This window comes from Fluviicola sp. (genome assembly GCF_039596395.1).
Taxonomy (GTDB): Bacteria; Bacteroidota; Bacteroidia; order Flavobacteriales_D; family Crocinitomicaceae; genus Fluviicola.
This window is the reverse complement of the sequence record NZ_JBCNJT010000004.1, coordinates 194,604-220,960: the sequence shown is the minus strand read 5'-3', so window position 1 is coordinate 220,960 and position 26,357 is coordinate 194,604. Positions and strand designations below refer to the sequence as shown.

25 protein-coding genes are annotated in these 26,357 nt (G+C 42.5%); 11 read left to right on the top strand and 14 right to left on the bottom strand.

The genetic code is table 11. The features are described from left to right. Nucleotides 1-66: 66 nt before the first annotated feature. The 4 genes from ABDW02_RS18570 to ABDW02_RS18555 are packed head-to-tail and all read left to right on the top strand — an operon-like array spanning nucleotide 67 to nucleotide 4,045. Nucleotides 67-2,238 (top strand): tetratricopeptide repeat protein, encoded by a 2,172-nt coding sequence (locus tag ABDW02_RS18570; RefSeq protein WP_343637270.1) that lies wholly within the window; start codon nucleotides 67-69, stop codon nucleotides 2,236-2,238. Nucleotides 2,239-2,241: 3 nt separating this feature from the next. Continuing rightward, complete coding sequence (locus ABDW02_RS18565) at nucleotides 2,242-2,868, top strand: carotenoid biosynthesis protein (RefSeq protein ID WP_343637268.1); 627 nt, start codon at nucleotides 2,242-2,244, stop codon at nucleotides 2,866-2,868. Next, complete coding sequence (locus ABDW02_RS18560; RefSeq protein WP_343637266.1) at nucleotides 2,865-3,350, top strand: carotene hydroxylase; 486 nt, start codon at nucleotides 2,865-2,867, stop codon at nucleotides 3,348-3,350. The genes ABDW02_RS18565 and ABDW02_RS18560 overlap by 4 nt, the downstream gene beginning before the upstream one ends. Beyond that, a complete protein-coding gene (locus tag ABDW02_RS18555) occupies nucleotides 3,347-4,045 on the top strand; it encodes a lycopene cyclase domain-containing protein (RefSeq protein WP_343637264.1) in 699 nt (232 codons plus the stop codon). Before ABDW02_RS18560 ends, ABDW02_RS18555 begins: the two co-directional genes overlap by 4 nt. A gap of 72 nt (nucleotides 4,046-4,117) precedes the next feature. Here ABDW02_RS18555 and ABDW02_RS18550 read toward each other — a convergent pair whose 3' ends face one another. The 5 genes from ABDW02_RS18550 to ABDW02_RS18530 all read right to left on the bottom strand — a co-directional run bounded on the left by ABDW02_RS18550 (nucleotide 4,118) and on the right by ABDW02_RS18530 (nucleotide 11,033). After that, entirely contained in the window at nucleotides 4,118-5,074 is a 957-nt protein-coding gene (locus tag ABDW02_RS18550; RefSeq protein ID WP_343637263.1) for a polyprenyl synthetase family protein, read from the bottom strand. Continuing rightward, nucleotides 5,074-5,937 carry a glucose-1-phosphate thymidylyltransferase RfbA gene (gene rfbA / locus ABDW02_RS18545; protein ID WP_343637261.1) on the bottom strand — a complete coding sequence of 288 codons (864 nt, stop codon included), beginning with the start codon at nucleotides 5,935-5,937 and terminating at the stop codon, nucleotides 5,074-5,076. The genes ABDW02_RS18550 and rfbA overlap by 1 nt, the downstream gene beginning before the upstream one ends. Before the next feature lie 3 nt (nucleotides 5,938-5,940). After that, on the bottom strand, nucleotides 5,941-8,631 hold the full coding sequence (locus ABDW02_RS18540) for an MMPL family transporter (RefSeq protein WP_343637259.1): 2,691 nt from the start codon (nucleotides 8,629-8,631) through the stop codon (nucleotides 5,941-5,943). Nucleotides 8,632-8,716: 85 nt separating this feature from the next. Next, a complete protein-coding gene (locus ABDW02_RS18535) occupies nucleotides 8,717-10,747 on the bottom strand; it encodes a S9 family peptidase (protein WP_343637257.1) in 2,031 nt (676 codons plus the stop codon). Between the two features lie 79 nt (nucleotides 10,748-10,826). Further along, nucleotides 10,827-11,033 carry a hypothetical protein gene (locus ABDW02_RS18530; protein WP_343637255.1) on the bottom strand — a complete coding sequence of 69 codons (207 nt, stop codon included), beginning with the start codon at nucleotides 11,031-11,033 and terminating at the stop codon, nucleotides 10,827-10,829. Nucleotides 11,034-11,153: 120 nt separating this feature from the next. Here ABDW02_RS18530 and ABDW02_RS18525 point away from each other — a divergent pair, with 120 nt between their 5' ends. From ABDW02_RS18525 to ABDW02_RS18515, 3 genes are read left to right on the top strand one after another with little or no spacing between them, the layout of a single operon-like run. After that, a complete protein-coding gene (locus tag ABDW02_RS18525; protein WP_343637253.1) occupies nucleotides 11,154-11,942 on the top strand; it encodes a hypothetical protein in 789 nt (262 codons plus the stop codon). 52 nt (nucleotides 11,943-11,994) lie between these two features. Continuing rightward, on the top strand, nucleotides 11,995-12,699 hold the full coding sequence (locus tag ABDW02_RS18520; protein ID WP_343637251.1) for a hypothetical protein: 705 nt from the start codon (nucleotides 11,995-11,997) through the stop codon (nucleotides 12,697-12,699). Between the two features lie 11 nt (nucleotides 12,700-12,710). Next, nucleotides 12,711-13,409 carry a hypothetical protein gene (locus ABDW02_RS18515; RefSeq protein WP_343637249.1) on the top strand — a complete coding sequence of 233 codons (699 nt, stop codon included), beginning with the start codon at nucleotides 12,711-12,713 and terminating at the stop codon, nucleotides 13,407-13,409. 71 nt (nucleotides 13,410-13,480) lie between these two features. Here ABDW02_RS18515 and ABDW02_RS18510 read toward each other — a convergent pair whose 3' ends face one another. From ABDW02_RS18510 to ABDW02_RS18495, 4 genes are all read right to left on the bottom strand, one after another. Continuing rightward, complete coding sequence (locus ABDW02_RS18510) at nucleotides 13,481-14,740, bottom strand: GAF domain-containing sensor histidine kinase (RefSeq protein ID WP_343637247.1); 1,260 nt, start codon at nucleotides 14,738-14,740, stop codon at nucleotides 13,481-13,483. Nucleotides 14,741-14,902: 162 nt separating this feature from the next. Continuing rightward, a complete protein-coding gene (gene glmS, locus ABDW02_RS18505; protein ID WP_343637245.1) occupies nucleotides 14,903-16,747 on the bottom strand; it encodes a glutamine--fructose-6-phosphate transaminase (isomerizing) in 1,845 nt (614 codons plus the stop codon). A gap of 3 nt (nucleotides 16,748-16,750) precedes the next feature. Then, nucleotides 16,751-18,082, bottom strand: a complete 1,332-nt coding sequence (locus tag ABDW02_RS18500; RefSeq protein ID WP_343637243.1) for a DUF4270 family protein — start codon at nucleotides 18,080-18,082, stop codon at nucleotides 16,751-16,753. Next, the gene (locus ABDW02_RS18495) at nucleotides 18,079-18,909 is read right to left on the bottom strand and encodes a glycogen/starch synthase (protein ID WP_343637241.1); all 831 of its coding nucleotides are present in this window, start codon (nucleotides 18,907-18,909) and stop codon (nucleotides 18,079-18,081) included. The genes ABDW02_RS18500 and ABDW02_RS18495 overlap by 4 nt, the downstream gene beginning before the upstream one ends. A 115-nt stretch (nucleotides 18,910-19,024) precedes the next feature. On the opposite strand from ABDW02_RS18495, the gene panC reads away from it, so the two are divergent. From panC to rfaE2, 4 genes are all read left to right on the top strand, one after another. Then, the gene (gene panC, locus ABDW02_RS18490; protein ID WP_343637239.1) at nucleotides 19,025-19,864 is read left to right on the top strand and encodes a pantoate--beta-alanine ligase; all 840 of its coding nucleotides are present in this window, start codon (nucleotides 19,025-19,027) and stop codon (nucleotides 19,862-19,864) included. A gap of 98 nt (nucleotides 19,865-19,962) precedes the next feature. Next, nucleotides 19,963-20,313: an aspartate 1-decarboxylase gene (panD, locus tag ABDW02_RS18485; RefSeq protein ID WP_343637237.1), complete on the top strand. Its 351-nt coding sequence runs from the start codon at nucleotides 19,963-19,965 to the stop codon at nucleotides 20,311-20,313. After that, nucleotides 20,313-21,338, top strand: coding sequence for a lysylphosphatidylglycerol synthase transmembrane domain-containing protein (locus ABDW02_RS18480; RefSeq protein ID WP_343637235.1), 1,026 nt, complete (start codon nucleotides 20,313-20,315; stop codon nucleotides 21,336-21,338). The genes panD and ABDW02_RS18480 overlap by 1 nt, the downstream gene beginning before the upstream one ends. Next, nucleotides 21,310-21,825: a D-glycero-beta-D-manno-heptose 1-phosphate adenylyltransferase gene (rfaE2, locus tag ABDW02_RS18475; RefSeq protein ID WP_343637233.1), complete on the top strand. Its 516-nt coding sequence runs from the start codon at nucleotides 21,310-21,312 to the stop codon at nucleotides 21,823-21,825. Before ABDW02_RS18480 ends, rfaE2 begins: the two co-directional genes overlap by 29 nt. Here rfaE2 and ABDW02_RS18470 read toward each other — a convergent pair. From ABDW02_RS18470 to ABDW02_RS18450, 5 genes are all read right to left on the bottom strand, one after another. After that, nucleotides 21,822-22,373 carry a hypothetical protein gene (locus tag ABDW02_RS18470; RefSeq protein WP_343637231.1) on the bottom strand — a complete coding sequence of 184 codons (552 nt, stop codon included), beginning with the start codon at nucleotides 22,371-22,373 and terminating at the stop codon, nucleotides 21,822-21,824. The two genes, rfaE2 and ABDW02_RS18470, sit on opposite strands and share 4 nt — an antisense overlap. A 458-nt stretch (nucleotides 22,374-22,831) precedes the next feature. Beyond that, nucleotides 22,832-23,302: a hypothetical protein gene (locus ABDW02_RS18465; RefSeq protein ID WP_343637229.1), complete on the bottom strand. Its 471-nt coding sequence runs from the start codon at nucleotides 23,300-23,302 to the stop codon at nucleotides 22,832-22,834. Further along, nucleotides 23,286-24,272: a hypothetical protein gene (locus tag ABDW02_RS18460; protein ID WP_343637227.1), complete on the bottom strand. Its 987-nt coding sequence runs from the start codon at nucleotides 24,270-24,272 to the stop codon at nucleotides 23,286-23,288. Before ABDW02_RS18460 ends, ABDW02_RS18465 begins: the two co-directional genes overlap by 17 nt. Nucleotides 24,273-24,348: 76 nt before the next feature. Next, entirely contained in the window at nucleotides 24,349-25,485 is a 1,137-nt protein-coding gene (locus tag ABDW02_RS18455) for a hypothetical protein (RefSeq protein WP_343637226.1), read from the bottom strand. Further along, on the bottom strand, nucleotides 25,478-26,350 hold the full coding sequence (locus ABDW02_RS18450; protein WP_343637224.1) for a PASTA domain-containing protein: 873 nt from the start codon (nucleotides 26,348-26,350) through the stop codon (nucleotides 25,478-25,480). The genes ABDW02_RS18455 and ABDW02_RS18450 overlap by 8 nt, the downstream gene beginning before the upstream one ends. Nucleotides 26,351-26,357: the final 7 nt, after the last annotated feature.

Here is a 26,357-nt window from a genome sequence, read left to right as displayed (position 1 = left end):
AACGCATCATTTTGATTTTCGTTATCTTCGAACATGCGAAGTTGGTTTTTAGGAATAGTGTTAGTTATGGGATCCGGGGCTTTCGGTCAAACGGAATACCTCGACAGCTTAAAAAATGCGCTTCAAAAACCTGTCTCTTCAGACACTATGCGCGTTTTTCAATACAATGAAATTGCCTGGACTTACCTGGATTATTCCCTCGATTCCACCTATGTTTTTGCGAATAAAGCGCTGAACCTGGCCCGGAAACGGAATTATCCGAACGGCATTATGGATGCAAAAAATACGCTTGGAATCTATTACCGTTACCTGTCGCAGTATTCAAAGGCAATCACCATGTACAACGAACTGATTGCTCTTCGGATAAAGAATCACCAGGAAGATAAACTGACCGGAGCTTACGCCAATCTCGGATCTGTTTATTACGAAAAAGGGGCGTATGCACAAGCACTGAAACATTATCAAAAAGCCATTGATATCGCCAAAAAGTTCCACCAGGATGATAAAATACTCGTTTTGTATACAAACCTGGCAGCAGCTTATAAATCGGTGGGACTTTATGACCAGGCAATTTCTACTTTCCAGGAAGGATTGAAACTGAATAAACGTATAAAGAATAAGGAACAGGAAGCGCAGCTCTACATGAATCTGAGCACGGTTTATCACGACAGGAATATGATCGATGAATCGGTGAAGTATTCCGAAATAGCCCGGAAATTGAGCCGGGAAGTAAATGCGGTCAGAAACAGGCAAACCATTCTTTACAATTTGTCGCTGGATTACCGGACCAAAAAACAATTTTCAAAAGCGAAAGCCTGTCTGGACGAAATGTATTCGGTTGCCAAAGAAATGGATGAAGAAGACATTTGGCTGGAATATTATTTGGCACGTGCCAATTACCTGTATGACCTGAAGCGTTTTGATGAAGCGATGAAATTCACCCTGACAGCCGGAAAATATGCCAACCGGGAAGCGGATTTGCTGAACTACGGGGAAGTGGAACTCACCAAAGCCAGTATTTATGCAGAGTTGAAACAGTATAAAGAAGGAATTGAATCAGCAGAACTGGCGCTCGATGCATTCAGGGATACGGAAGATGCAGGAGCGCAGATAAGAACGCTGAAAGTGTTGGCAGAATTGTACAAACGAAGCGGTTCTCATGAGAAAGCCTTGAAAGTATTTGAGGAAGCCCAGGAATTGAAGGAAAAAACGGACCTGGAATCGGTAACGAACCAGATTGCAACCTTGAATTCCCTGAATGAACTGGAGCGAAAAGAGCAGGACCTGGCACTTTCCAGGCAAACCAACGAAAAGATCGAAGCGGAAAACCAGCGTAAAAGCAACCTCATCTTAGGATTATTCCTGATCGGGGGATTGATCGTGATCTCGCTCGGTATTAGTTTCCGTTCGAACCAGGAAAAGAAGAAGGCCAATGCGCTATTGAACAAGCAGAACGAAGAAATTGAAGATCAGAAATCGCTGATCGAGCAAAAGCAGACAGAAATACTGGATTCCATTCACTACGCCAAGCGCATCCAGGAATCTTTATTGGTGCAGCAGACTTTGCTGAAAGAAGCGCTTCCGGAGTCTTTCATCTTCTTTCAGCCGAAGGACATTGTTTCCGGTGATTTTTACTGGGCAACAAAAAGAGACGACCAATTCTACCTGGCTATTTGCGATAGTACGGGCCACGGAGTTCCGGGAGCATTTATGAGCGCCCTGAACATTACTTTTTTGAGTGAAGCCATCAACCAGCTGGGAATTACCGAGCCAGGAAAGATCTTTGACCATGTGCGGAAACGGTTGGTAGAATCGATTTCTCACGACGGAGCTCGTGACGGAATGGACGGCGTATTGTTTTGCTTTGACGAATCAAACCGCAAGTTGTCTTATGCGGCTGCTTACAACAACCCGGTCCTGGTTCGCGGTGGTGAATTGATCAAGTTCCCCGCAGATAAAATGCCGGTAGGAAAAAGTGATCTGATGACCGAATTCCAAACTTATATGATCGACCTGGAACCGGGTGATGAATTATTTGCCTATACTGACGGATATGCCGATCAGTTCGGAGGTGAAAAAGGAAAAAAACTGAAGCTGGCAAATCTGCACGCGTATTTGCTGCGTATCTCTACCGAAAAAGCACCGGAACAACATGACCTGCTGAAGAACCATTTCCAATCCTGGAAAGGAAACCTGGACCAGGTGGATGATGTGTGTTTATTCGGAGTTAAACTTTAATCCATGAGCCCTGTAAAAAAGCAAAACCTGCTGTTAATTGTTTTAATCATCTTTTATACCGTCGGATTAATCGGGCTGAATACCAGTTTCCGCTTCTATTTTTTAGGACTGACACCTTTCAACCTGTTACTCTCCTTCGGTTGTTTGTATTTGTCGTTCAAAGATTATTCGCTGAAAAAGCACATTGATATTTTGCTGATTGGTGCTGCAGGTTACCTCATTGAATGGATAGGAGTTCATACGGCTTTACTTTTCGGACATTATGAATACGGAAGTGTGCTGGGATATAAAGTGGACGGGATCCCGCTGATTATCTCCCTGAACTGGGTATTGTTGACTTTCACCGCTACTGCAATTGTTCATAAGTGGAAAATACCTGTAATATTGAAAGCGCTGATCGCGGGAGCTTTAATGACCGGTTTGGACTGGATCATTGAGCCGGTAGCTATCCGTTCAGGCTATTGGTTCTGGGAATTTAAAACGATACCTCCCTACAATTATGGCTGCTGGATGATCTTCTCTTCCCTCTTTTCATATTGGGTGCTGAGCAGAAAAACAGTAGAAACAAATAAAGTTACCGTCGGATTATTTGCGATCTTAGTGATATTTTTTGCAATTTTAAACAGATGATTCCAACCTGGGCAGGCATATTGGTTTTTATAGCGACTTTTTTCCTCACGGAATTTGCAGCATGGTCTGCACACAAATTCGCGATGCACGGTTTTATGTGGTATTTCCACAAAGACCATCACCAGGGGCAACCCGGTTTTTTTGAGCGGAATGACGTCTTCTTTCTCATTTTCGCAGTACCAAGCTGGCTGGGAATTATGCTGGGATTGATGTACAAACAATATGGCTTCGTCTGGATGGGATTCGGGATCATGGCTTACGGATTTACTTATTTCCTGATCCACGACGTATTCATTCACCGGCGTTTTAAATGGATCCGCGAAATAAATACGCCTTATTTCTTAGCGATCAGACGTGCTCATAAAATGCACCACAAACACATCAACAAGGAAGACGGAGAATGCTTCGGGTTGCTGATTGTTCCGTTTAAATATTACAACGAAGCCAGGAAGACCTATAAACAAAACAAAGCGGTAAAATGAGCTTGTACCTGTGGATTATTCTCGGGACGATCGTTTTCCCCTTTCTATTGAGCTTCGATAAAAAGATCCATTTTTATACGCATTGGAAAAGTACATTTGCTGCGATACTGCTGGTAGGTTTGTTCTTTTTGTTGTGGGATAACTACTTTACAGAACACGAAGTCTGGGGCTTCAACCCGAAATACGTAGAAGGAATTTACCTGTTCCGTTTACCGCTGGAAGAGGTGCTTTTCTTTTTGGTGGTACCGTACGCTTGTGTATTTGTTTACGAAGTGATCCGGGGTTATTTCCCAAACCTGAAGCTGGACCTATTGGGCCGTGCTTTTGCTTTTGCAATGGTGCTTTCGGGGTTGTTGCTGACCATCTTTTATATCCGGAATTGGTACACACTGACGGCTTGCTCCTTGTCCTGTTTATTGATTATTGGCATTCATTTCCGCCTGAAAGCAAAGTGGTTCAATTATTTTGCGCTGGCATTCCTGGTTTGCCTGGTCCCGTTTTTGATCGTGAACGGTGCGTTGACCGGTTTTTTTACAGACGAACCGGTGGTTTGGTATGCTGAAAATCACATCATGGGAATCCGCATAGGGACGATTCCTTTGGAGGATATTTATTACAATCTGAGCATGCTTCTGCCGATCATCTTCATCCACGAAGTATTGAAGGAATCCAACAAAAAGAGAAAGGCTAAATAAATTCCAAAACATGATATCATGATATCATGTTTTCATGAAATCGTTATATAACGAAATACCGGAGAGTTTTGGTTAAAGCTCCCGTGTAATCAGGAATTTTGCTACTGCGTGCAATGCGTCTGTTTTCAATCCTTTTGCCTCCAATTGCTTCAGGTTTTCCATGGCCTGGTCGTAATAACCGTTCATGGCATCTAAAGTAGCTTTTCGTGCACCCAGCTCTTCAAAAAGGATTTTCGCATGCGCTACTTTTTGATGATCCGCATTCATCCTTACCAGTTCGTTGAAACGATTATCTCCCGTTTGCATGGCTTTTAAAAACAGCAAGGTCTTTTTATTCGAAAGGATATCACCACCTACCTGTTTACCAAAAATCGCCGGGTCGCCATATAAATCTAATATATCGTCCTGGATTTGGAAGGCAATTCCCAGAGAAACCCCGAATTCATAGAGATTTCTTCGGGTTTCTTCGTCCTGGTTTCCCAGGATTGCTCCGAATTCCAAAGCACATCCCAGCAAAACAGAAGTTTTCAGCCGGATCATTTCGATATAACCTTCTTCGGTGACAGTCTCCAGGCTTTCAAAATCCATGTCCATCTGTTGGCCCTGACAAACCTCTATCGCTGTTTCGTTAAAGGATTTGAGCAGGAGTGCAAGCCTGTGGTCGGAATAATTCGCCAACTGGTGATAAGCCTCGATGTACAATTGATCCCCGGAAAGAATCGCAATGTTAGTATTCCACTTGGTATGTACGGTAGGTTTTCCCCGGCGAACCGGTGCACCATCCATAATGTCGTCGTGGATCAGGGAAAAGTTGTGGAACAATTCGATACTTAAAGCTGCGTGGACGCATTCCTCTTTCGGAATATTGAAGATTTCCCCACTGAGTAATGTCAGGATAGGTCGCATGCGTTTTCCTCCCAAAGAAAGGAAATAACGCAAGGTGTCGTATAAATTATGGGGTTCATCAGACAGTTCGATACCCGATATTTCATTCTCCAGATAAGCAGCGTAATGGGAAAGGCCTGTCATTATTTTTTCAATAGTTGCAATAAATAACTGCCGTAACCACTTTTGACGAGTGGCTGTGCAATTTCTTCCAGTTGATTAGCAGTAATAAAACCGTTTCGATAAGCCACTTCTTCAATACAGCCAACTTTCAAGCCCTGGCGCTCTTCAATTACCTGTACAAACTGTCCGGCCTGCATCAGGGAGGGAAAAGTACCGGTATCGAGCCAGGCAGTTCCGCGACTCAAAATAGCGACTTTCAGTTTTCCGCGTCTGAGGTATTCCGCATTTACATCCGTGATCTCGTATTCTCCGCGAGCAGAAGGCTGCAGGTTTTTGGCAATCTCAATCACATCATTGTCGTAGAAATACAATCCCGGAACGGCGTAATTGGATTTCGGTTTTACAGGTTTTTCCTCAATGGAAAGCACATTCATCACCTCATCGAACTCAACCACTCCGTAACGTTCCGGATCGCTTACGTGATAAGCATAAACGACACCTCCGTCAGGATCCGCATTTTCCTTCAGCAGTTCATCCATCCCGACGCCATAGAAGATATTGTCTCCCAGGATCAGGGCAACGGAATCATTTCCGATGAAAGATTCACCGATAACAAAAGCCTGTGCAAGTCCGTTTGGTTCAGCCTGTTCCGCATAGGAAAAAGTACAGCCGATTTTACTGCCGTCGCCCAATAGTTTTTTGAATTGGGGAAGATCGTGCGGAGTTGAAATAATCAGGATCTCACGAATCCCGGCAGTCATCAATATCGACAAAGGATAATAGATCATCGGCTTATCGTAGATCGGCATTAACTGCTTACTGATTGCCAACGTCAGCGGATGAAGCCGTGTTCCGGAACCTCCGGCAAGAATGATTCCCTTCATGGTTTAATCGGCTTTTGGTTCGTTTGACGGGTCTTCGTCTTCCTTCGCTGGAGCCGGTTTGTCGGATTTTGAATCTTCCGCCCCTTCGATGGTCAATAAATCCCAGCTTACGTCTGAATCTTCGTCGTAAATCTCGAATAACGGTTCTTCAAAAGACTTGGTTGTCAACCTGCGTTCGTAGCTTAATAACAAACAAGGCAACAAGATCAGGTTTGTGAAAAGAGCCACGAAATACGTAATTGCAGACAAATAGCCCAGGGCCTGTGTTCCTCCGAAATCAGAGAACACGAATACGATGAATCCGAAGAACAGGATCACGGAAGTATAAATGATACTCAAACCTGTTTCGCGGATAGAAATGGCAATACATTCTTTCAAATCCCATTTTTTCGTCTTCAGTTCGTGGCGGTAATGTGCCAGGAAGTGGATCGTATTATCGACCGTAATCCCCAATGCAATGGAGAAAATCAACAGGGTAGAAGGCTTCAATGGGATGCCGAAGATTCCCATAATTCCGGCGGTAATAATCATCGGGATTAAGTTCGGGATCATGGATACGACCACCATGCGGAATGAATAGAACAACAAACACATCAATGCGGCGATCGAAATCACGGCAAATACGATACTGGAAGTCAGGTTGCTTACCAGGTATTTTGTTCCCTCGGATGCTACGACCGATGTTCCGGTAAGTGTAATGTCGTAATACTCTTTATTGATCGCTTCACGCAGCTGCTTCTTGAAAGCAGGTTTCCCGAAATACTTTCTGACCAATTCCGGGTCGGAGTCAAAAGCATATTGCTTCTTATCATCTCCGTTTGAGAGGATCGAAGTCAGGTTATTGTATACCCCGCTTGATAATTCAAAAATGGAATCGATGTATTCTTTCTTCCCTTTTTCAAATTTCGCGTAATACTTTTCCAGCGAAGGTTTATCCGGATTCATAATACTATCAATGCGGTGCTCGATCAGATGTACCTGGTCTTCCACTTCGTATGAACCCAAATCTTTCATGGAAGTTCGCACACGAAGAATGTGGTTCGTAGTATCCACCAATTCTTTGATCGACAAGGTCGAATTGTTAGTGGTCGTAGATAAATTCTTCAGGTAAGCATTCAGACGCAGCTTATCCTTCGTTGCAAAGATCTTGTACTGCGCAGGATTGTTGTTGTAGTAAGCCATGTTTACCACTTTCACAAAATCCACAATGGAAAGGCTTTTGGCGAACAAAGTATCTTTGGCAAGCATTTCCTGCACCTGCTCCACGCTTTGCATGGTATTCTTACCGAATAAACGTCCTCTTTCCTTGTAATCGATCAACACTTCAAACGGAACGGCTCCGCCGAAATTGGCTTCCATGAACTGGATGTCTTTCAGGATCGGATCTCTGGCTGGTAAATCGCCGGTAATATTCCCCGTTACTTTCATGAATACAATCCCGATACCTGTTCCAACAGTCAGAATAATTGTGATCACATAAACCGTTCTGCGGTTGTGTGCTGTAATTTGAACCAGCCTTTCCAGGAACTTCACTGCTGCTTTGCGGTCAAGGTGTTTTAAGTGACGTGTTTTCGGCTGCTTGGAGAATGAAGCGAAGATCGGGATCAGACACAGGGAAACCACATAACACAACATGATGTTTACCGATGAAATTACCCCGAATTCAAAGAATTTGGAAGAGTTCGTAAAGAGGAAAGTCATAAAACCGATTGCGGTGGTCACGTTAGTCAACCACATAGCAGTTCCCGTTTTACGGATTACCTGCGTCAGAGCTTTGATCTTGTTTCCGTGCTGTTTGAACTCGTAATGGTATTTGTTGAAAAGGTAAATACAGTTCGGGATACCGATTACGATCATCAGTGGAGGAATCAATGCCATCATGATCGAAATGTTGTAATTGAACAACCCGATCGTTCCCATTGCCCAGATTACGGTAATTGCAACAACCAGGAGACTGATCATCGTAACCCGCACGGATCGGAAGAAGAAATACATGATCCCGAAGGAAATTGCCAGCGAAAGGATGACGAAAATATACATTTCGCCCATTACCCGTTTACCTATCAATACACGCATGTGTGGCAATCCCGCGAAATGGATCTGATTGAAATGCTTCTCATACGATTTTGCCAGGTTTTCGATCTCGATAACCACTTTCTGTTTCTCTTTGTCTACCAGGAAGTTTTCATCCAGGCTCACCATCATCAAACTCACATTGGTGGAGTCGTTGTACATGATCCCATTGTAGATCGGGTTCCTGCGAATTTCGCTCTTGATCTGTTCGATGGATTTTTCCTTGAACGATACATCCGAGAAGATCGGTTTGATCGTAAACTGGCTGTTTGCCGTATCGTTGATGAGGTTGAATAACTTCGCTTCCGAGATCACCGAGATTACCCCGTCAATTTGCAGGATCGAATCTCCCAGCCCTTTCCAGAGCAGGAATTTTTCTTTCGTGTACAAATCTTTATCCTGGATCGCAATGATCAGCGCCGAACCATCTTCCCCGAACATTTTCTTGAACTTCAGGTAAGTAATCTGGGTAGGACTATCCTTCGGAAGCATGTTTCCATACTTGTTGTCTATCTTTAAACCGGTCAAAGCATAATAACCGAATAAAACGGTCAGTAATGCCATGATAGCCAGGATAATAAAACGGTTTCTCAGAATGATATTGGCTATTCTATTCCACATATCTCTTTAGTTTTTTATTTTTAGTCAGGCACATTTGTACGCCTGTTTTTGTTACTCTTTTAAAGCTGGTTAATCAGCTGCCGGTCTACTTCAGGTAAGTATTTAACCAATCGAAAAACTCCCTGTTCCACAAAATACTGTTCTGTGGTTTGGTTACCCAGTGTCCTTCATCCGGGAAATACAGGAATTTACTCGGGATTCCTTTCAGTTGAAGTACCTGGAACGCCTGCATTCCTTCTGATTCCGGAACACGGAAGTCTTTTCCCCCATGGATGACCAGCATCGGAGTATTCCATTTGTCAACCAATTTGTGCGGGCTGTTCTTTGCATATAATTCCTTGTTTTCAGGAAGCCAGTATGGCCCGCCGATATCCCAGTTTGCGAAGAATAATTCTTCGGTTGTTCCGTACCAGCTTTCCAGGTTGAATAATCCGCAATGGGAAATAAAAGCTTTGAAACGGTTTTCGTGAATTCCAGCTAAATAGTAAACGGAATAACCTCCGTAACTAGCTCCTACAGCTCCCAGTTTATCTTTATTGATAGCAGGAATCTGAGCTACACAGCTATCGGTTGCTGTCAGGTAATCACGCATGGCCTGGCCGCCCCAGTCTTTCGAAATAGCATCGTTCCATTCCTGTCCGAACCCTGGTAAACCTCTTCTGTTCGGAGCAATCACAATATATCCCTGTGAAGCCATCAAACGGAAATTCCAGCGGAAAGAGAAGAACTGGGAAACCGGACTTTGCGGTCCGCCCTGACAATAAAGCAATGCCGGATATTTTTTGGCAGGGTCGTAATTCGGAGGATAGATTACCCACGTCAGCATTTTCTTTCCGTCGGTTGTGGTGATCCATTTTTCCTGCACGGTCGGCTCGGCAATTCCTTTCAATTCTTCTTTGTTTGCGTGAGTCAATTGCTCCATCGCATTTGTCTTCGGAGTGAACATCCAAATATCCGTCGGGTGGATCATGTCTTGCTTTTCCAGCAAAATACGGTCCTTCATCACGCTGAAACTCACATAATCGCAACGGTCAAAAGTCAATTGCTGAATTTTCCCGGTTTTTACATCGATGGAATACAATTGCTTCGTTGCTTTTGTGGTAGCAGTGAAATAAATAATCTCGCGGGATGGGTGCCATGCGAATTCATTCACACTTACATCCATACTTGCGGTAAGGTCTTTTTCCTGTCTGCTTTCCAGATCCATGATACGGATTCTGTTCTTATCTGCTTCAAAACCATCTTTTTCCATGCTCAGCCACGCAAGTGTTTTCCCGGTGAAATTGATCGCCGGATTGGTGTCGTATCCTTTGTGAGCAGAAGACAGGATCGTTGTGATTTTATCTGAAGTACGATAAGCGTAGATTTCAGAATTGGTTGATTGTGCGAATGTTTTTCCAGCCATTTTCTTGGTGGAGTAGAAGATGGTTTGTCCGTCTTTGCTGAAACAAACGCTTTCTATTCCCCCGAAAGGACCTGTAACGGAAGGGAAATTTTCAGCTTCCATGACATCCGCTTTTTTGGAGAATTTACCTGCTTCAGATGCTTCGTACCAGTACAAATGCGGAACTTCTGCAGAAGACCATTGGTTCCAGTGACGGTACATCAGATCAGTTTCCAACCTTCCGGACGTTTGAGGTAGATCGGGGTATTTGTCTTTGATTGTTTGCTTGATTTTTAAAGGTTCCAGCGTTGCAAAGCGTTTTCCGTCGGGGCTCACTGCAATTCCTTCCACTGCCGTTGCTCCGAAATTGTGAAGGGTTTTAACGGTTTTGGTAGCAGGATTCAAGCTTTTCAGTTCGATTTCAGAACCTGCCGGCTGCAGGAAAACCAATTGATTTTCTGCATTCCAGATGAAGTTCCAGGCTCCGTCAAGATCCAGTGTGCTGGTCTTCCCGGTTTTCAATTCAACCAAAAAAGTACTGGTTTTTCCTTTGTTGACCGTATAATCGGTTTTGGTGCTCTGGTAGATCATCCATTCGTCGTTTGATGATCCGATGGTTCCTGAAATTCGGTTGAGAGACCACATTTTTTCAGGAGTAAATTCTTGCGCTTTTGCCTGAAATTGTACAATAGCGCCCGCAATCAGCGCAAGGAAAATAGATCTTTTACCCATTAGCTTTTTTTCAAGTTGCTCAAAAATACCTAAAAAAGTCAATTTGGGGACTATAAAAGTGCAGGAAATACGGGATTAACTAGGATTTAACCTTTGCTTTCTTCCGGCGTGAAGTATTTTGTATGTATACATAGCTAAATACAAAGAGTGTCACAATTCCGGTAAAAATAACAGTGTTGGAAAGTGTGTCTGTAAGCGAATAAGAACGCGAACTGGAATAGAAGAGCGAATTAATGGCTGCCAATAAAATGATGAGTGTTCTTTGAAACCGTTTTATTCGAATCATAAACAAACTGTTTTGAACTAATTTACAGAAAAAATGAATTGATAATCAGGGAAGTTAATAAATAAACAAAATAGATCTGAACTTTTGGAGTTATACACTGTACTGTCAAAAAATCGTGCTATGAAAGCTACAAAGATTCACTATTCCATTCCGGACCCATGCGGGAAAAGCTGGAACGATATGACTCCGGAATCTACAGGCCGCTTCTGTGGGTCCTGTGAAAAGTCGGTAATTGATTTTACCGCAATGTCCGATTTTTCCATTGTAAATTACCTGGAAGAGCACAAAAACGAAAAGGTTTGCGGACGATTTACGAAACCGCAATTGGAGCGTGTTTATTCCTTGAATCAACCGGTTTTTGCACCTGCTTTTGATTTAAGAACGGTCGTTCTGGGATTAGCTTTGACCACTTTTTCTGCGATCCATGGTTTTGCACAAACGGAAACTCCGGAACCTTTGAAGATAGATACTACCACGCTTATTCAACCTTTGGTGATCGGAACAATTGCCTACCGCAATTTGGATCACACCAGTGAAAAGAAGGCGCAGGGTAAAATCCGGAATCACATAGCTGATTTCAAAACCATAAACGTTGTACTGAAAACAGAAGACGGAACGATCCTGGAAACCATTCATCCGGATGCGAAAGGAAAATTTGAATTCAACCTGGACTGGAAATTGAAACCGGCTTTTATCGAGATAAGCGGAGTTGGTTATGAAAGACAAGAATTGCATTTTTCAACGATGAGACAACTCAGCAATATCGAGGTTATTTTACCCGAAGAAATTGAAATGATCCGGGGTGAAGTCATTCAGGGAGATATCAAACAAGTGGATGAACCGGAAGAAGACCGGATTTTGCAAAAGGTCGAAATGGGAAATGTGAGCATCCGGAAAACGGAAAAATAGAAGACGCATTGAACCTTTTTGAAGAAAGCCTGTACTCCCCATAAAGTGAGCCATGAAACCGAAGAAAATACACTATCAGATCGAAGAACCTTGTCATGCAGACTGGGACCAGATGAAACCGGAAGCACAAGGGCGTTTTTGCTCTTCCTGCAGTAAAACAGTGGTTGATTTCAGCGCGATGTCTGATTTTTCCATTGTGAATTACCTCGAGAACAATAAGCATCAGTCGGTTTGCGGACGATTCACGGAAGCGCAATTGGATAAAACCTATTTGTGGACGAAACCTCATCCGACTTTATTCCAATTTGATTTGAAAGCTGTGGCATTGGGCCTGGCATTAAGTACTTTTTCTGCGATTCCGGCTCAGTCACAAAATACACCGATTACGGAGCAGCACGACAGTACAGAAACAATGGTTGTCAAACAAGGGGAAGTTGCCGTTTTCTACGATCACCGGGATGAAAAATTCGTAAGCGGAAACATTCAGCTGGATGATAAGAAGTTTGGAGACATTAAAATTGTATTGATAGATGGAAATGCTGCTGAATTATCGTCTGTGGTTATTCGCCCGGATAACGGGAAATTCAGGATTCCGCTGGATTGGACTAAGAATCCGGTAGCCATCAAAGTGAGTTCTGATGGATACAATACTCAAACAGTTTACTTTGAAAATCACCAGTCTTTAAGCGGATTGAAGGTTGTCTTGTATGAAAAGCACCCGGTGAAAATGGGTAAAGTAATGAGAAAAGACGATTAATTCCTGATGCTATGAAAGCGAAATTAGTTAAATATACCATCGAGGCACCTTGTCACGAAGACTGGGGAAAAATGAAACCGGAAGCAAAAGGCCGGTTTTGTGAAGCTTGCAGCAAGACGGTTGTGGATTTCAGTTCCATGTCTGACTTTTCCATTGTCAGTTACCTGGAAAACCGAAAAAACGAATCTGTTTGCGGAAGGTTTCGCCCGGACCAAATGGAGAAAAGTTACCGGTTGACGAAACCTCATCATGCGTTCTCATTCGACCTGAAAGCGGTTGCATTGGGTTTGGCATTGAGTACTTTTTCGGCTGTTCATACACAAGCGCAGGTAACACCTGTTGATACAACGCAGGTCATTTACCAGGAACCCTTGGATGGCATGGTGGTCAGGACCGAATATTACGATCACAAGGACGAGAAATTTACCGAAGGAATCATCCTGGTAGATGGAAAAGGGTTTGACCGGGTAACGATCCAATTGCTGGATGTCGACGGAAAAGAAATTACAAGCCTGGTTCCTTCCAAAGACGGAAAGTTCAGGATTCCACTGAATTGGGCTAAAAATCCGGCTTCACTGCGGGTTAACGGTGAAGGATTGATTACTTCTGAATTATACTTTTACCAGCAAGAATCTTTGAAAGGATTGAAAATAAGACTTTTCCGGGAGGAACTGATGTTAAAAGGAAATGTCGAATCCGAAGATAAATAAGTTCTACCAATAACCTCCAATATGAAAAAAAGGATTATTCGGATAAGGCGGATGATCCTTTTTTTATGGAGTCATTCACCATCAGAGATTGGTGCCGGCTTTGTGTCGGCCACCTCCATTTCAGGAAAATGATTCTTTTTGGCTTTTTGGGGAATGGTTAATGAAAAGCGTACATGTCCTTGTTCGTAGGTTGCCCGGAGCACTCCTTTGTGAGCTTTGGCAATTTCGGAAGAAATAAACAATCCGAGTCCCAACCCTTTTTTCTCCGTTCTATCTTTTCCCCGCAGAAACGGACGAAACAGGCTGTTCAGTTCACGCTGTGTGATCGGAGCCGCTTCGTTGATCACATCAATTGAAAAAGATTGTTGGTTCCCTGCAACAATTACTTCGACCGGGGTTTCCGGCAAGCTATGTATCATGGCATTCCCCATGAGGTTTGAAAAAAGCTGGGCAATGCGATCTGCGTCGCAATCAACGGGTCCATCAAGCGAGATCGTGGTGTCAATTTCCCGTTGGGGCCAAATGTTGCGGATTTCGGCAATAACCTGTTCAATAACCGGTTGCAGTTCCGGATTTATTTTGCGCTTCAGTGCGATTCCTCCACCAAGATGGCCCTGTGCGAAATCAAGGATGTTCTCAATTAATCCCATCATCCGGAAAGCACTGCGCTGGATGGTTTGCACGATCATGCGGTTGTTTTCATCCAGATTGCCGGCCAAAAGCATTTCTGCAGCTAGTGTTACGGAGCTGATCGGGTTCCGGAGATCATGTCCTAAGATTGCAATGAATTGGTCTCTCAGTTCAGCAACCTTTTTTTCTTCTTCGAGTTTTGCCTGCACTTGTGCAAGCTGATCCACTGCATCGAGATGAAAGGAGATCAAATCTGTGAAGAGCTTGAACATGCTGATCACTGTAGGATTATTTAACTTGGCCGGATGGGGATCAATGGCGCAAAGCGTTCCGAAAAATTCTCCGTTCTTGCGGAAAATAGGAACGGAAATGTAACTTTGGAAACCGTACATCAAAGGTGTATGGTGCGTTTTGAAATGAGGATCCTCCTGAACATGATCAATCACAACCATGGTTCCTGAATGCCTGATCTCATCACAGATAGTTGTCTTCAGTTTAAGTTCATCGCCAGCTTTTAATCCAAAGGAGATTTCGTCTCGTACTTCACAAGCTACCCAGGTTGTTTCGGTAACTCTTGCAACAGCTGCAAAACCCATTCCCGTAGTTCTGCAAATCACTTCCAGCATAGAAGAAATACCTCTTATATTACCGATTGTTTCAATATCTGATTGGAGGTTTTCCGGGGAGAGTCCTTGTTGCATATCCTGAGTTTGGTGAAACAAAATACCAAAAAGCACCTTACTGTGAATCTAAAACAAGGTGATTTGTGGGATTTATGTAACAATTTTCCGAAAGGATATAAAGATAAAGGGGCGTATCCTTCAAATTGATGGATCGCCCCTTTTTATTTTTTGAAAGCTTATTTATTCTACTGTTACGGATTTTGCCAGGTTTCTTGGCTGGTCCACGTTGCAGTCGCGCATCACCGCAATGTGATAGCTCAATAACTGGAACGGAATGGTTGCCAGGATAGGAACCAGGTGTTCGTCCGTATCCGGAATTTCGATCACGTGATCTGCCATTTCTTTTACGTCCGTATCTCCTTCGGTTACGATTGCAATGATCTTTCCTTTACGTGCTTTTACTTCCTGGATATTGCTTACTACTTTTTCGTAGGAAGTTCCTTTGGTAGCAATCACGAAAACCGGCATCTCTTCATCGATCAAAGCGATTGGCCCGTGCTTCATTTCTGCTGCAGGATATCCTTCTGCGTGGATGTAGGAGATTTCTTTCAGTTTCAACGCCCCTTCCAGTGCAACCGGGAAAGAACTTCCTCTTCCCAGGTAAAGTGCGTTGTTTGCATCTTTGTAAATTCTGGAAATTTCTTCGATCTCGGCATTGCGCTCCAATACGCGTTTCACTTTCTCAGGAATGATTTCCAGTTCGGAAAGCATGGTTCTGAATTTCGATTCGCTTAAAGTCCCTTTTTTATGAGCCAGAGAAAGTGCCATCAAAGTCAGAACGGTTACCTGAGCGGTAAATGCTTTGGTGGAAGCCACCCCGATTTCCGGTCCTGCGTGGGTGTATGAACCTGCGTCCGTAATGCGTGAGATGGAAGATCCTACCACGTTACAGATTCCGAGAATCGTTGCGCCTTTTGATTTCGCCAATTCCAATGCCGCTAACGTATCTGCAGTTTCACCGGATTGCGAAACAGCGATTACGATATCGTTTTCATTGATGATCGGATTGCGGTACCTGAATTCGGATGCATATTCGACTTCAACATTGATGCGCGCCAAATCTTCGAACAAATATTCTCCGACCAGACAAGCATGCCAGGAAGTTCCGCAGGCTACCATCACAATGCGTTGTGCATTGATCATTTTTTGCTCGTAGTCTTTCACTCCGCCCAAAGAAACCCATCCTTCGGAAGCGTTCAAACGTCCGCGGAAACAATCTTTGATGGAACGTGGCTGTTCGTGGATTTCTTTCAGCATGAAATGCTCGTATCCGCCTTTTTCAAGGGTTTCCAGCTGCATTTCCAATTCCTGTACGTAAGGAGTTTTCGGCTGGTTGCGCAGGTTTGTGATGTTCAATCCGGATGTCAGGTCTACTACAGCGATTTCTTCATCTTCCAGGTAAACAACCTGGTTCGTGTATTCGATAATCGGTGTTGCATCCGAAGCCAGGTAGAAATCATTTTCTTTCCCGATACCTACAACCAACGGAGAACTTTTACGGGCTGCGATCAGCTGGTTCGGATTATCGGAAGAAATAACAACGATCGCGTACGCACCGATCACATTTTGTAAAGCCATGCGAACTGCTTCTGCCAAGTCTACTTTTTCCTTCTTTTGGATATCATCGATCAGGTGAACCAATACTTCCGTATCTGTCTGACTTCTGAAATGGTATCCGCGAACGATCAATTCTTCTTTTAAGCTGTTATAATTCTCAATGATCCCATTGTGGATCAATGCGATTTTTTCGTCGTTTGAAAAATGAGGGTGTGCGTTGATATCATTCGGTGCACCGTGAGTAGCCCAGCGTGTGTGACCGATACCTGCATGCCCGGATATGTTTTTGCCTGCGGCAAATTCTTCCAGGTTGGAAACTTTTCCCTGGCGCTTGTATAAATTCACCTTTCCGGAATCCAACAATGCAATTCCTGCACTATCATACCCACGATATTCCAATCGCTTTAATCCTTTAATTAAAATAGGGTAAGCTTCTTTCTTCCCGATATATGCTACAATTCCACACATAATTTATTTGAATTCAGTGTATTTAAGAACTAATTTGGGTTTTGTCTTGTAAGGAGATGCAGAACCGTTGAAAACAACGCGGTCTGCAGTACAACGAAAATAGTTTTGCGCCGGGATCACGTAAAGTCCGCTATTCTGTTTTTTCCCGGAAATTACTTCCTGAACGTAATGCCTGATGTCAAATAAAAATCCTTTTTGATTGTTGTCGTAATTGGCCGTTGCGATAACGTTGTAGGTTTTGCCTCCGTCTTCCGAATAAGCCAATCCGAAAGTTTGAGTCGGGTAGTAAACATCCCCGGAGTGGTATGCAATCGGTAAAGATAACAAAGCGTTGTTGAGCAATGTTTTGTTACTAAGCTTACTGATAGTAGGCATTTCAATTTTTGGAATAACGTTGAATGACTGACTGTAAAACTGGGTTTTCCCGTTGATCGGATTTGCAAGTACGTCTGCAATGTGGTACCCGGAATTATCAATATCTACATGGTTGAAATCAGCGCAGGCACCGGTGATAACCAGTGCAACTTGTTTTTGAACGGATTCCGATCCTAATTTGTAGTAAATAGTCATTTTGGTCTGCGAATTGTCTAGTTTGAAATACAAAACGGCGCCTTTTCCTTTTGCAGGATTGGTATTTGAAACACTGATTTTTAGTCCTTTTAAATAATTGGAACTAAGGAAATTACTGCTGCTTGTGAAAGCTGAATTTCCAGCTGCCATATCGTCCAGGAATTGCTGGCCGAATGCATTGTTCAAACGCAACCTCAATTGTGGGTTCAGCTGCGTAGTATCACCCGTCAATATGACTTTTGCACTGGTGTTCGGAGTTTGGGTAGCAGAAGAAGGGTCCACTAAGTTGGAACCCATCGTGGATTTGACTGTAGACCGTTTGTAAACCGAATCTACATCTAACTCATCTGCAAGCTGGTAAACTTCAAAAGTCTGTGGATCAAGTGTACCATAATAACCGCCATAGTTCAAACTAAGAACGATGGAGTCAATGATAGGATTTGTTCCTACGGTAACTGCTCCGCTAACTGTAAGTTGCGTGTAAATAGACGCATTCACAATTCCGAATTTCGGGTCGTGATAAGCTCCCAGAGTCCCAAAATTCTGATTATCGGTTGCAAGCGTATCGAAAGGAACCGAATAAGTATTCAGTTGAAAAGTATCCTTTCCACCTGCCGCCAGCAAATCTTCCACACTCAATGCTTCTGAACCGAAAGGAGAAGATGTTTTTTTACATCCTGGTAAAACGGAAAGTGTTAAGACAAAACAAGCGGAAAGTAAAATTCCTTTCCGCCAGTTATTATGTAGTTTTTTTAGATTCATCATTGTATCAAAATGCCTTCTTCTATTACTTTGTCAAAGAACTCTGATAATCCTTTGGTTAAGTGTTCTTCAGGTAAATAATTTAGTTTTAAACACGTTGCCTCATCGTAGACTTTTTGTAAATCCGCCGGAATTACTTCACTGCCCTGAACAACACCGTCACAGAACGTTACTGCTGCTTTTGTTATTGCATCCAGGGTAGGCGTTTTAACTAAATTTGTGACTTCTTCATCAAATCCATCGAACTTCAACTTCTCATGGAAGCGTTCATCCCAGGAAGATTCGAATCCTTCTTTATCGTTATAGATGCTGTAAACTACTTTCGTATCAGCAAAATGCGGATCTTTGTTGTAGATCTTTTTGATATAAAGGGACATCAGGGAAGTCATCCAACCGTGACAGTGAATCACGTCCGGTTTCCATCCTAATTTTTTAACTGTTTCCAAAACACCGCGGCAGAAGAACATGCTTCTTTCGTCGTTGTCTGTAAAATCAGCACCTTTATCGTCCGTTACATTTGTTTTACGTTTGAAGAACTCATCGTTATCAATGAAGTAGACCTGTAAACGTGCTGCCGGAATTGACGCTACTTTGATGATCAGCGGGTGATCGTTGTCGTCAATAATGATATTCATTCCCGAAAGGCGGATTACTTCATGAAGTTGATGTCTTCTTTCGTTAATCGTACCAAAGCGAGGTGTGAAAACACGGATTTCTTTACCATTCTCCTGCGTCCCTTGCGGAAGCTTGCGAGCATTGTGAGAAATTTCTGTTTTTGCAAGAAATGGATAAATTTCCTGAGAAACAAAGAGAATTCTTTTCTTTTCCATAGAATTCGATAGGGGAATTTTTGAATATTATAAGTGCAAAATTAAGAAAAAAAGACGGAATCTTCAAGATATTAATATAGTTTTGCCTGCTTGTTTTGAACGAAAGGGTAGAAATGTGGAAATAATCAACACGGTTGAAGGGCTCAAACAAGCCCTGGATGCATCCCGGAAAGAAGGTAAAAGTATTGGTTTTGTGCCAACTATGGGTGCTTTGCATCAAGGTCATATGGACTTGGTAAGTCGCGCCAATGCTGAATGTGACGTGGTTGTTGTGAGTGTTTTTGTAAACCCGACGCAATTCAATAATCCATCCGATCTAGAAAAGTATCCGAGGACTCCGGAAGCCGATTCCGAATTGTTGAAAAAATTCGGTTGCGACATTGCTTTTTTTCCTTCAGAACGAGAAATTTATCCTGAAAACCTGGTATCTCCCCGGGTAGATTTAGAGGGTTTGGATGAAGTGATGGAAGGAAAATTCCGTCCGGGTCATTTCAAAGGAGTTGTTCAGGTGGTTTCCCGCCTGTTTGAACTGGTTGAACCTCAAAAAGCATTCTTCGGGCTAAAGGATTTTCAGCAGGTTGCCGTAATCAAAAAGATGGTTGAACAATTGAGCCTTCCGATCCAAATTGTTCCCTGCGAAACTTCCCGCACAGAGAAAGGACTGGCAATGAGTAGCCGCAATAAACGCCTGACCGAAGAACAGAAGGAAGAAGCACTGATTATTTTTAAAACGTTGACGCAGGCAAAACAGGATGCTGCTCAATTTTCTCCGGCAGAGACAGTAGCACGCGCTGTTGAATTTTTTAACCGCGGAACACTGCAACTGGAGTATTTGACGATCGTTGATCCCGTTACTTTGCAGGACCTTACGGATCACTGGGTTCCGGGTGCAACCATGTGTATCGCTTGCTTTTGCGGAGAGGTGAGACTGATAGATAATATGGCACTTGTCTGATCGGAATAATTGCGAATGACTTTGTTCTGATTAATTAGGAATTCGCAATTCATAATTCGCAATTATAGTATTACCTTTGCACTTCGATTTTTACAAACATGTTGATACAAGTAGTCAAATCAAAAATTCACCGCGTACGCGTTACTCAGGCAGAATTAAATTATGTTGGAAGTATTACCATTGACGAAGCATTGATGGATGCCTCTAACCTGGTTGAAGGTGAACGGGTTCAGGTTGTTAACATCAATAACGGAGAGCGTTTGGAAACTTACGTGATCAAGGGTGACAGAGGAACCGGAACAATTTGCTTAAATGGCCCGGCGGCAAGAAAAGTAGCTGTGGGAGATATGATTATTGTTATCGGGTACGGATATATGACTCCGGAGGAAGCAAGATCATTCAAACCGTCCTTGGTTTTTCCAAATGAATTGACTAATTTGATAGTCTGATGAAAAAAACAGCAGGTATTCTTCTAAAAACAGTTCTTCCACTGGCCTTAGGCGTTTATCTGATCTGGTACTTTTTCACATCCATGGAACCGGAGGTGGAGGCTGCTTTTTACAAAGCGCTTCGCGAAGCCGATTATTTCTGGGTTTTCCTATCCTTATTATTAAGCTTTTTTGCATTGCTCTCCAGGGCATATCGCTGGAAATACCTGTTGGAGCCAATGGGATACCAAACTTCTTTGTGGAACCGCTACCATGCCATTATGATCGGATACATTGTGAATCTGACCATTCCCAGGGCCGGAGAAGCTTCTAGGGCTGCTATGTTGTACCGTTCCGATGGAGTTCCTTTTTCCAAATCATTCGGTACTATTTTGGCTGAGCGCGTTTTCGACCTCATCATGCTGTTTTCTGTTGCTCTGATCGCTTCCATTGTCGGGGCGGGAGATTTCTGGAAAATCAAAGGGTTGATTGAAGCCCGGTTTTCCGGTAACCCGGAGTCTGCATCTGCTTTTCAGTTGGTTAAATGGATTATTCTCGGTGTCATTGCATGTGCTTTGGGAGTGATTTTGCTCCTGAAAAGTATCCGCCAAAAAGTAGTCGGTTTTATCAAAGGTTTATTTGCAGGTGTATTATCCGTCTTTAAAACCCGGAATCCAATCGGATTTATCGGACATACGTTATTCATCTGGATCCTTTATGTGGTTTATTTCGCGATTTGCTTTTTTGCATTGGACGAAACGTCGGATGTTCCGCCAACAGGAATGCTCATCGCTTTTTTGGCCGGATCACTTGGAATTACGCTTACTAATGGCGGAATTGGAGTTTTTCCTTTGGTAGTAGGATTGGTCATTGAATATTACTTGAAAGATCAATACGGAAGCCAGGCCTGGGGAATCGGTTGTGCTTTGGGAACGATTATCTGGGCTTCTCAAACGGTATTGATCATCGTTCTGGGGGTTATATCCTTTTTTCTCTTACCAAAAAACTATTCAAAAGATGGGGAAGTTCGAACAGATCCAGCATAAGATTTCTTCACACGAAGATATGGCACAACGCGTTCAGGAATGGAAACAATCCGGAGAAAAAGTAGTATTCACGAATGGTTGTTTCGACATCCTGCACGAAGGTCACGTGACTTACCTGGCAAAAGCAGCTGATTTCGGTTCGAAACTGATTATCGCCATCAACACCGATGCTTCTGTAAAGCGGCAGGGAAAAGGCGAGGAGCGGCCTATTAACCCGGAATCTTCCCGTGCATTGATCCTGGCTTCATTGAGTTTTGTAGACGGTGTGGTATTCTTTGATGAAGATACTCCGGTTTCCGTGATCGAATTATTGAAACCAGATGTGTTGGTGAAAGGTGCGGATTACGATGCGAATGAGGAAGATGCTTCCAGCAAAAAATACATTGTGGGACGTGAAACGATCCTTGCAAACGGCGGCGAAGTGAAAACAGTTGCGCTGGTGGAAGGATTCAGTACCACGAATATTGTGAAGAAACTGAAAAGCTAAGAATTGCGGCCCACGGTGTCGGGAGATTTCCCGGAATCAGGATTCGATTTTCCTACCTGATTAAAAACAGAATACATTTCAGTGTCAAAAAAACTGACGGTGACGATATCGTCTGAGTTTAAGATGACATCCGTATCAAGTTCTTCGATGGACTTTACTTTACCTTCCTTAATATATTCCGCATACACGGAAAGATAATGTGTGGTAAGTACCACATTTTTCTGATCATCTCTGTATCCGCTGATTATTGGTATTATTCGGACGTATTTGGAGACGGAAGGTATCGGAAGTTCTTTTACCCAGGCGATATAAACTTTCCCGTTATTCAGGGTAAATAATAACAACTTATTGTCTGTAAAAGATGATTTCAGTTGTAATTCAAATTCATTTCCGATAGCTTTAATTGCTTTTATAATGCGTTTCTTTTCGTTTAAAAACAAATTACTAAACTCCGTAAAGGCAATCGAAAGAAGTAGCACACATAAAGAGGTTCCGGTGTAAGGGGATTTGATAGGAATGGCATTGTAAACGATTTGCTGAAATTCCAATGAGGTAACGGATTCATAAAACAGCCGCAGTATATAAGTGATTACCGAAGCTATAACAGCTAAAATAATACTCTCAAAGATTAATCGTTGTTGATCAAGTCTTTGCTGTTTGAACTTAAAATAATAAGATTTTGTGAATATGTAGTATCCCGCAACGAGCGGAAGTAATAGCAGGTTCCAGGGCATTAGCTGTTATTTTTTCTTTTCCTCCTCCCGGTTTTTCCGATATTCCTCGATGTCTTTTATAATGTCTGATTCGAGCAGTCCGAAGATAATTTCCCGAACCTTTTTTTGTCTGAAAAAATCCTGGGTACGAATATATAACCTCCCTTCTTTGGTAGATTGGATTATTTCATCGCTATTACTTACAATTGCACTCATAACAGTAAATTATATGATCAAATTTAAATAAAAAAAGGAGCATTTCAAAATTTTGATAATACTTGCAATGCAGTGTTTTAGGTGTCTTCTGTTTCCATACTCTTCACATAAAAATGAATCCAGCAGACAAGTGATATCAACCCGATTACCATGGAAGGATAATAGCTCCAGAACCGGAAACTGGAATAAAAATTCAGTTCGTCTTTGGAAATAGTGATCAATCTTCGGAGGTGCCTGATCTCACAGACTTTTTGGATCAGTAAATCGTACTTCAGATCGAATGATTGCAGTTTTTTTTGAAAGTCTGCGTTGAACGAAACTTTTGCTCTTTTTTTCACGGCACTCAATTCCTTGATTTCTTCAAAAAGTGTTTTCGATTCGTTATTCATCAGGTCCAGTTTGTAACTCAGTTCACTTTGGCGAATCCCGATTTCCCGGATTTTATCTGTCGGGTAAACGATGTTGAACAGGATGGTCCCGATGCACATCGTGAGTAAAAATTTGAATACGTTGTCTCCGGAAGACAAAAAGCTACTTACTGTTTCCATCTTCGTTATTGATTAAGCGGTTAAAAATGGTATCGTTTTCCACTTCCAGGTTTTTCCGGATGTTTTGGATGGAATCCATGTAAGGAATGTATTCCGTCGGAATGTTTTCGCGGTTGATTTTCAGGCTGATCTCATCATTCGTACAACCGTTCAGAAACATGGAAACGATCAGGCTGGTCACGATCAATGATTTTCCGACCGGCAGTTTGATATTGATGAATCCCGGGGAATTCAAACTCAATTTAACGGTGGTGGTATCTATTTTCTCTCCGAAATCGAAATCATCATTGATTTTGGAAATCAATCCCAGGTAATTGTCGAACAGATCTTTCAGGTCTTTCAGGCTGATTTCGGATTCTTTGTTGATTCGCAGCGATAAAAAGCAATCACCGTCCTTGATGTACAATTCTTCTGTCAGCGAATCGATAAAATCCGCATGTTTTTTAATGGAAACGATGGTGTGTGCATGTTTCAACAGGTAAAACAGGGAGTTGTAGTAATGATGCCTGACCGAGGTTTTCAGCCAGTTTACCTTTCTCCTCTTAAGAAATCCGCCTGATAATTCCGGTCCGGAAGCGTTGTAGATTTCATCGTCGGCAATCTCTCCGATACTGAAATAATCGGCATCTTCCGATGGAATAAGAACCACATCGCCTCTTTTGAGGTTTTTGAAGGTGAAGAGCTTATTGATTGTTTTGGTAACAGATGACTTTTCACCGGCTCCAAGCTTCTCGTAAGGAATGTTCCGGTATTTGTAACTGTGTTTAATGATCGATTTTCGAAGGTAATCCAGGTTTTCTTCGCGGATATCCGAAGCGGGAATAAAATCCCAGTTGATACCGATATATCCTTTTTCAATGAAATCGGCATAATGATCTCCGCCGTCGGTTCGCACATACCAATATTCTTTTTGGCTGTTTATTTCCACGACCTGGTCGAAAATAGAAGGTGTTTTTTTTAAGTGATGCATGGCGGTTGGTTGGTGATTAAAGTGGTTAGAAAGTTCAGGATGCTTGATTTTTTCCACATCCTGAACTTTTGAAGGTTTACATGTCGTTTGTATTTACAAAGACATTAATTGTATCACCTGTATAAGCGAAGGTTCCGGATGCAAGGGATTGATCTTGAACAAGATATCCGTTTGCTTCTTCAAAAGTGATAGTCTCTAAAGAGTCTGCATCAAATAATTGATAAGTAAACCCTAGATTTTCAATGATTTCTTCTTCTTCTGAACTCCAGTATGTACCAATTAAAGTTGGAACCTTATGAAGATCTTCAAAAACAATTTCAATAGGCGTGTTTGAAGCATTAGCTATAGATCCCGCTAAAGGAGATTGGCTTCCGATCAATAATCCTTCTACCAATGTTTCATCTATGATTGCGTCGCCTTCCGGAGTTTTGAAAGCATACGTAAATCCAAGATCCTCAATGATCTCTTCTGTTTCTGAATTCCAGTTCAGGGTACTTAAATCGGGAACTTTATGAAGGTCTTGGAAAGTCAACTCAAGAGGAACATTTGCTGTGTTGGCAATGGTTCCTGCGTCAGGAGTTTGACTAAAAATTGCCAAACCTTCTACCAGTGTTTCATCTGTGATTAAGTCACCTTCTTGTGTTTTGAAAAGAACAGTAAATCCAAGATTATCAAGGAGTTCTTTTGTGGTTTCGTTCCATGTTTTCGGACTTGGATCAGTAGGGCTAATTGGACCAACTAAATCCGGTACGTATCGGATATCTACGATGTTTTGCGGAGGTGGAACAGGAACGATTTTGAATTTCAATTTAGCCATTGCATTTGCCTGCAAACCAAAACGATTCATATTTCCGGCATTTAACGGAGTTGCGTTAACTTTGAATTTGGAAAGCGGTGTTCCTCCGATAGGACTCGCTTGTTCGGATTTCAAATCAAGCGACAATGAAATTTGTGCTTCTACTTCTGTTTCCGGAATGGTGTAAAAAGTAGGCTGATAACCGATTTCACGGATCAGTTTCAGCAGTTTTAACTCAGCATCTGTTTTTTCATCATCTTTGCTCAGATCATAAATTTCCAAAGTTTGCTCCAGCGCTCCCTGGTCCAGGGCTGCTTGTGCATCTCCGACTCCCTGGCCGACAGAACTGATTAATTCACCCAGCGGACTGCCAAGCATTTCGCTGAATAATTGAACGGGGTTAGTTGGTTCACTCATGTTTACTAAAAATTACGGTTACTATTTTGTTTGATTCGATGATTTCTCCTGCTTCGGGTGATTGTCTGAAAGAATCACCATTCACGACATTCAGGTTTTTCTGATAAACGGGGTTCAGTTTTAAACCAAACGCCTGTAGAATTTTTCGAACAGCAGATTCTGTAAATCCAGTCAAATCAGGGATCTGTTTGGAAACATCGTCCGTTTGTTGAACCGGTGTAATATCAAAAACAATTTCACTGATTGCATTTCCATTTACATCTTTTGAATTGGTAAGGTCCAGCAAGGAAGCATTTACGGTTTCTCCATCTCTTTCAATCAATGCTTTCAATTTTAGTGAAACATTGGAAAGTTTGAATGGAGAGCCAGAGTCACTTGCAGTGGCAATTTCCGAAACGAGATTCGTATACAATTCATTGATTGGAAGCGGTGTATTATCGGTAGGAACCGGGACAGGATATGAACTTGTAATCATTACATAATTTTCAATCCGGGTACTGAGGTCAGTAATTAGAGCTTCCGGAACTAAATACAATCCGCCAAAATCAATTGTCAAGGTACCGGAGCTCGCTATATCAAAATCAAAACCGTTTGCAAATACCGGTTGTTTAGAGATGTCTCCCTCAAATTCTGTCGGAATTACACGAAGTGGAGGAATTTGTTTATCACTTACCAGGTCAAAGAAGGCGACTTCTTCCGGAGGCATTCCGGTTCTTCTGACTGCTGAAACGTTGGCAGCTCCTTTTGAGTTGAGTACTTGCTCGTACAGGTGTACCCAGCTTTCCGTTTCAAAATCATAGTATTGAAAAACTACTGTTGTGGGAGGAATTGGTGCTCTATCAGGATGGGATAGCAGAATTCCCATTTGTAAT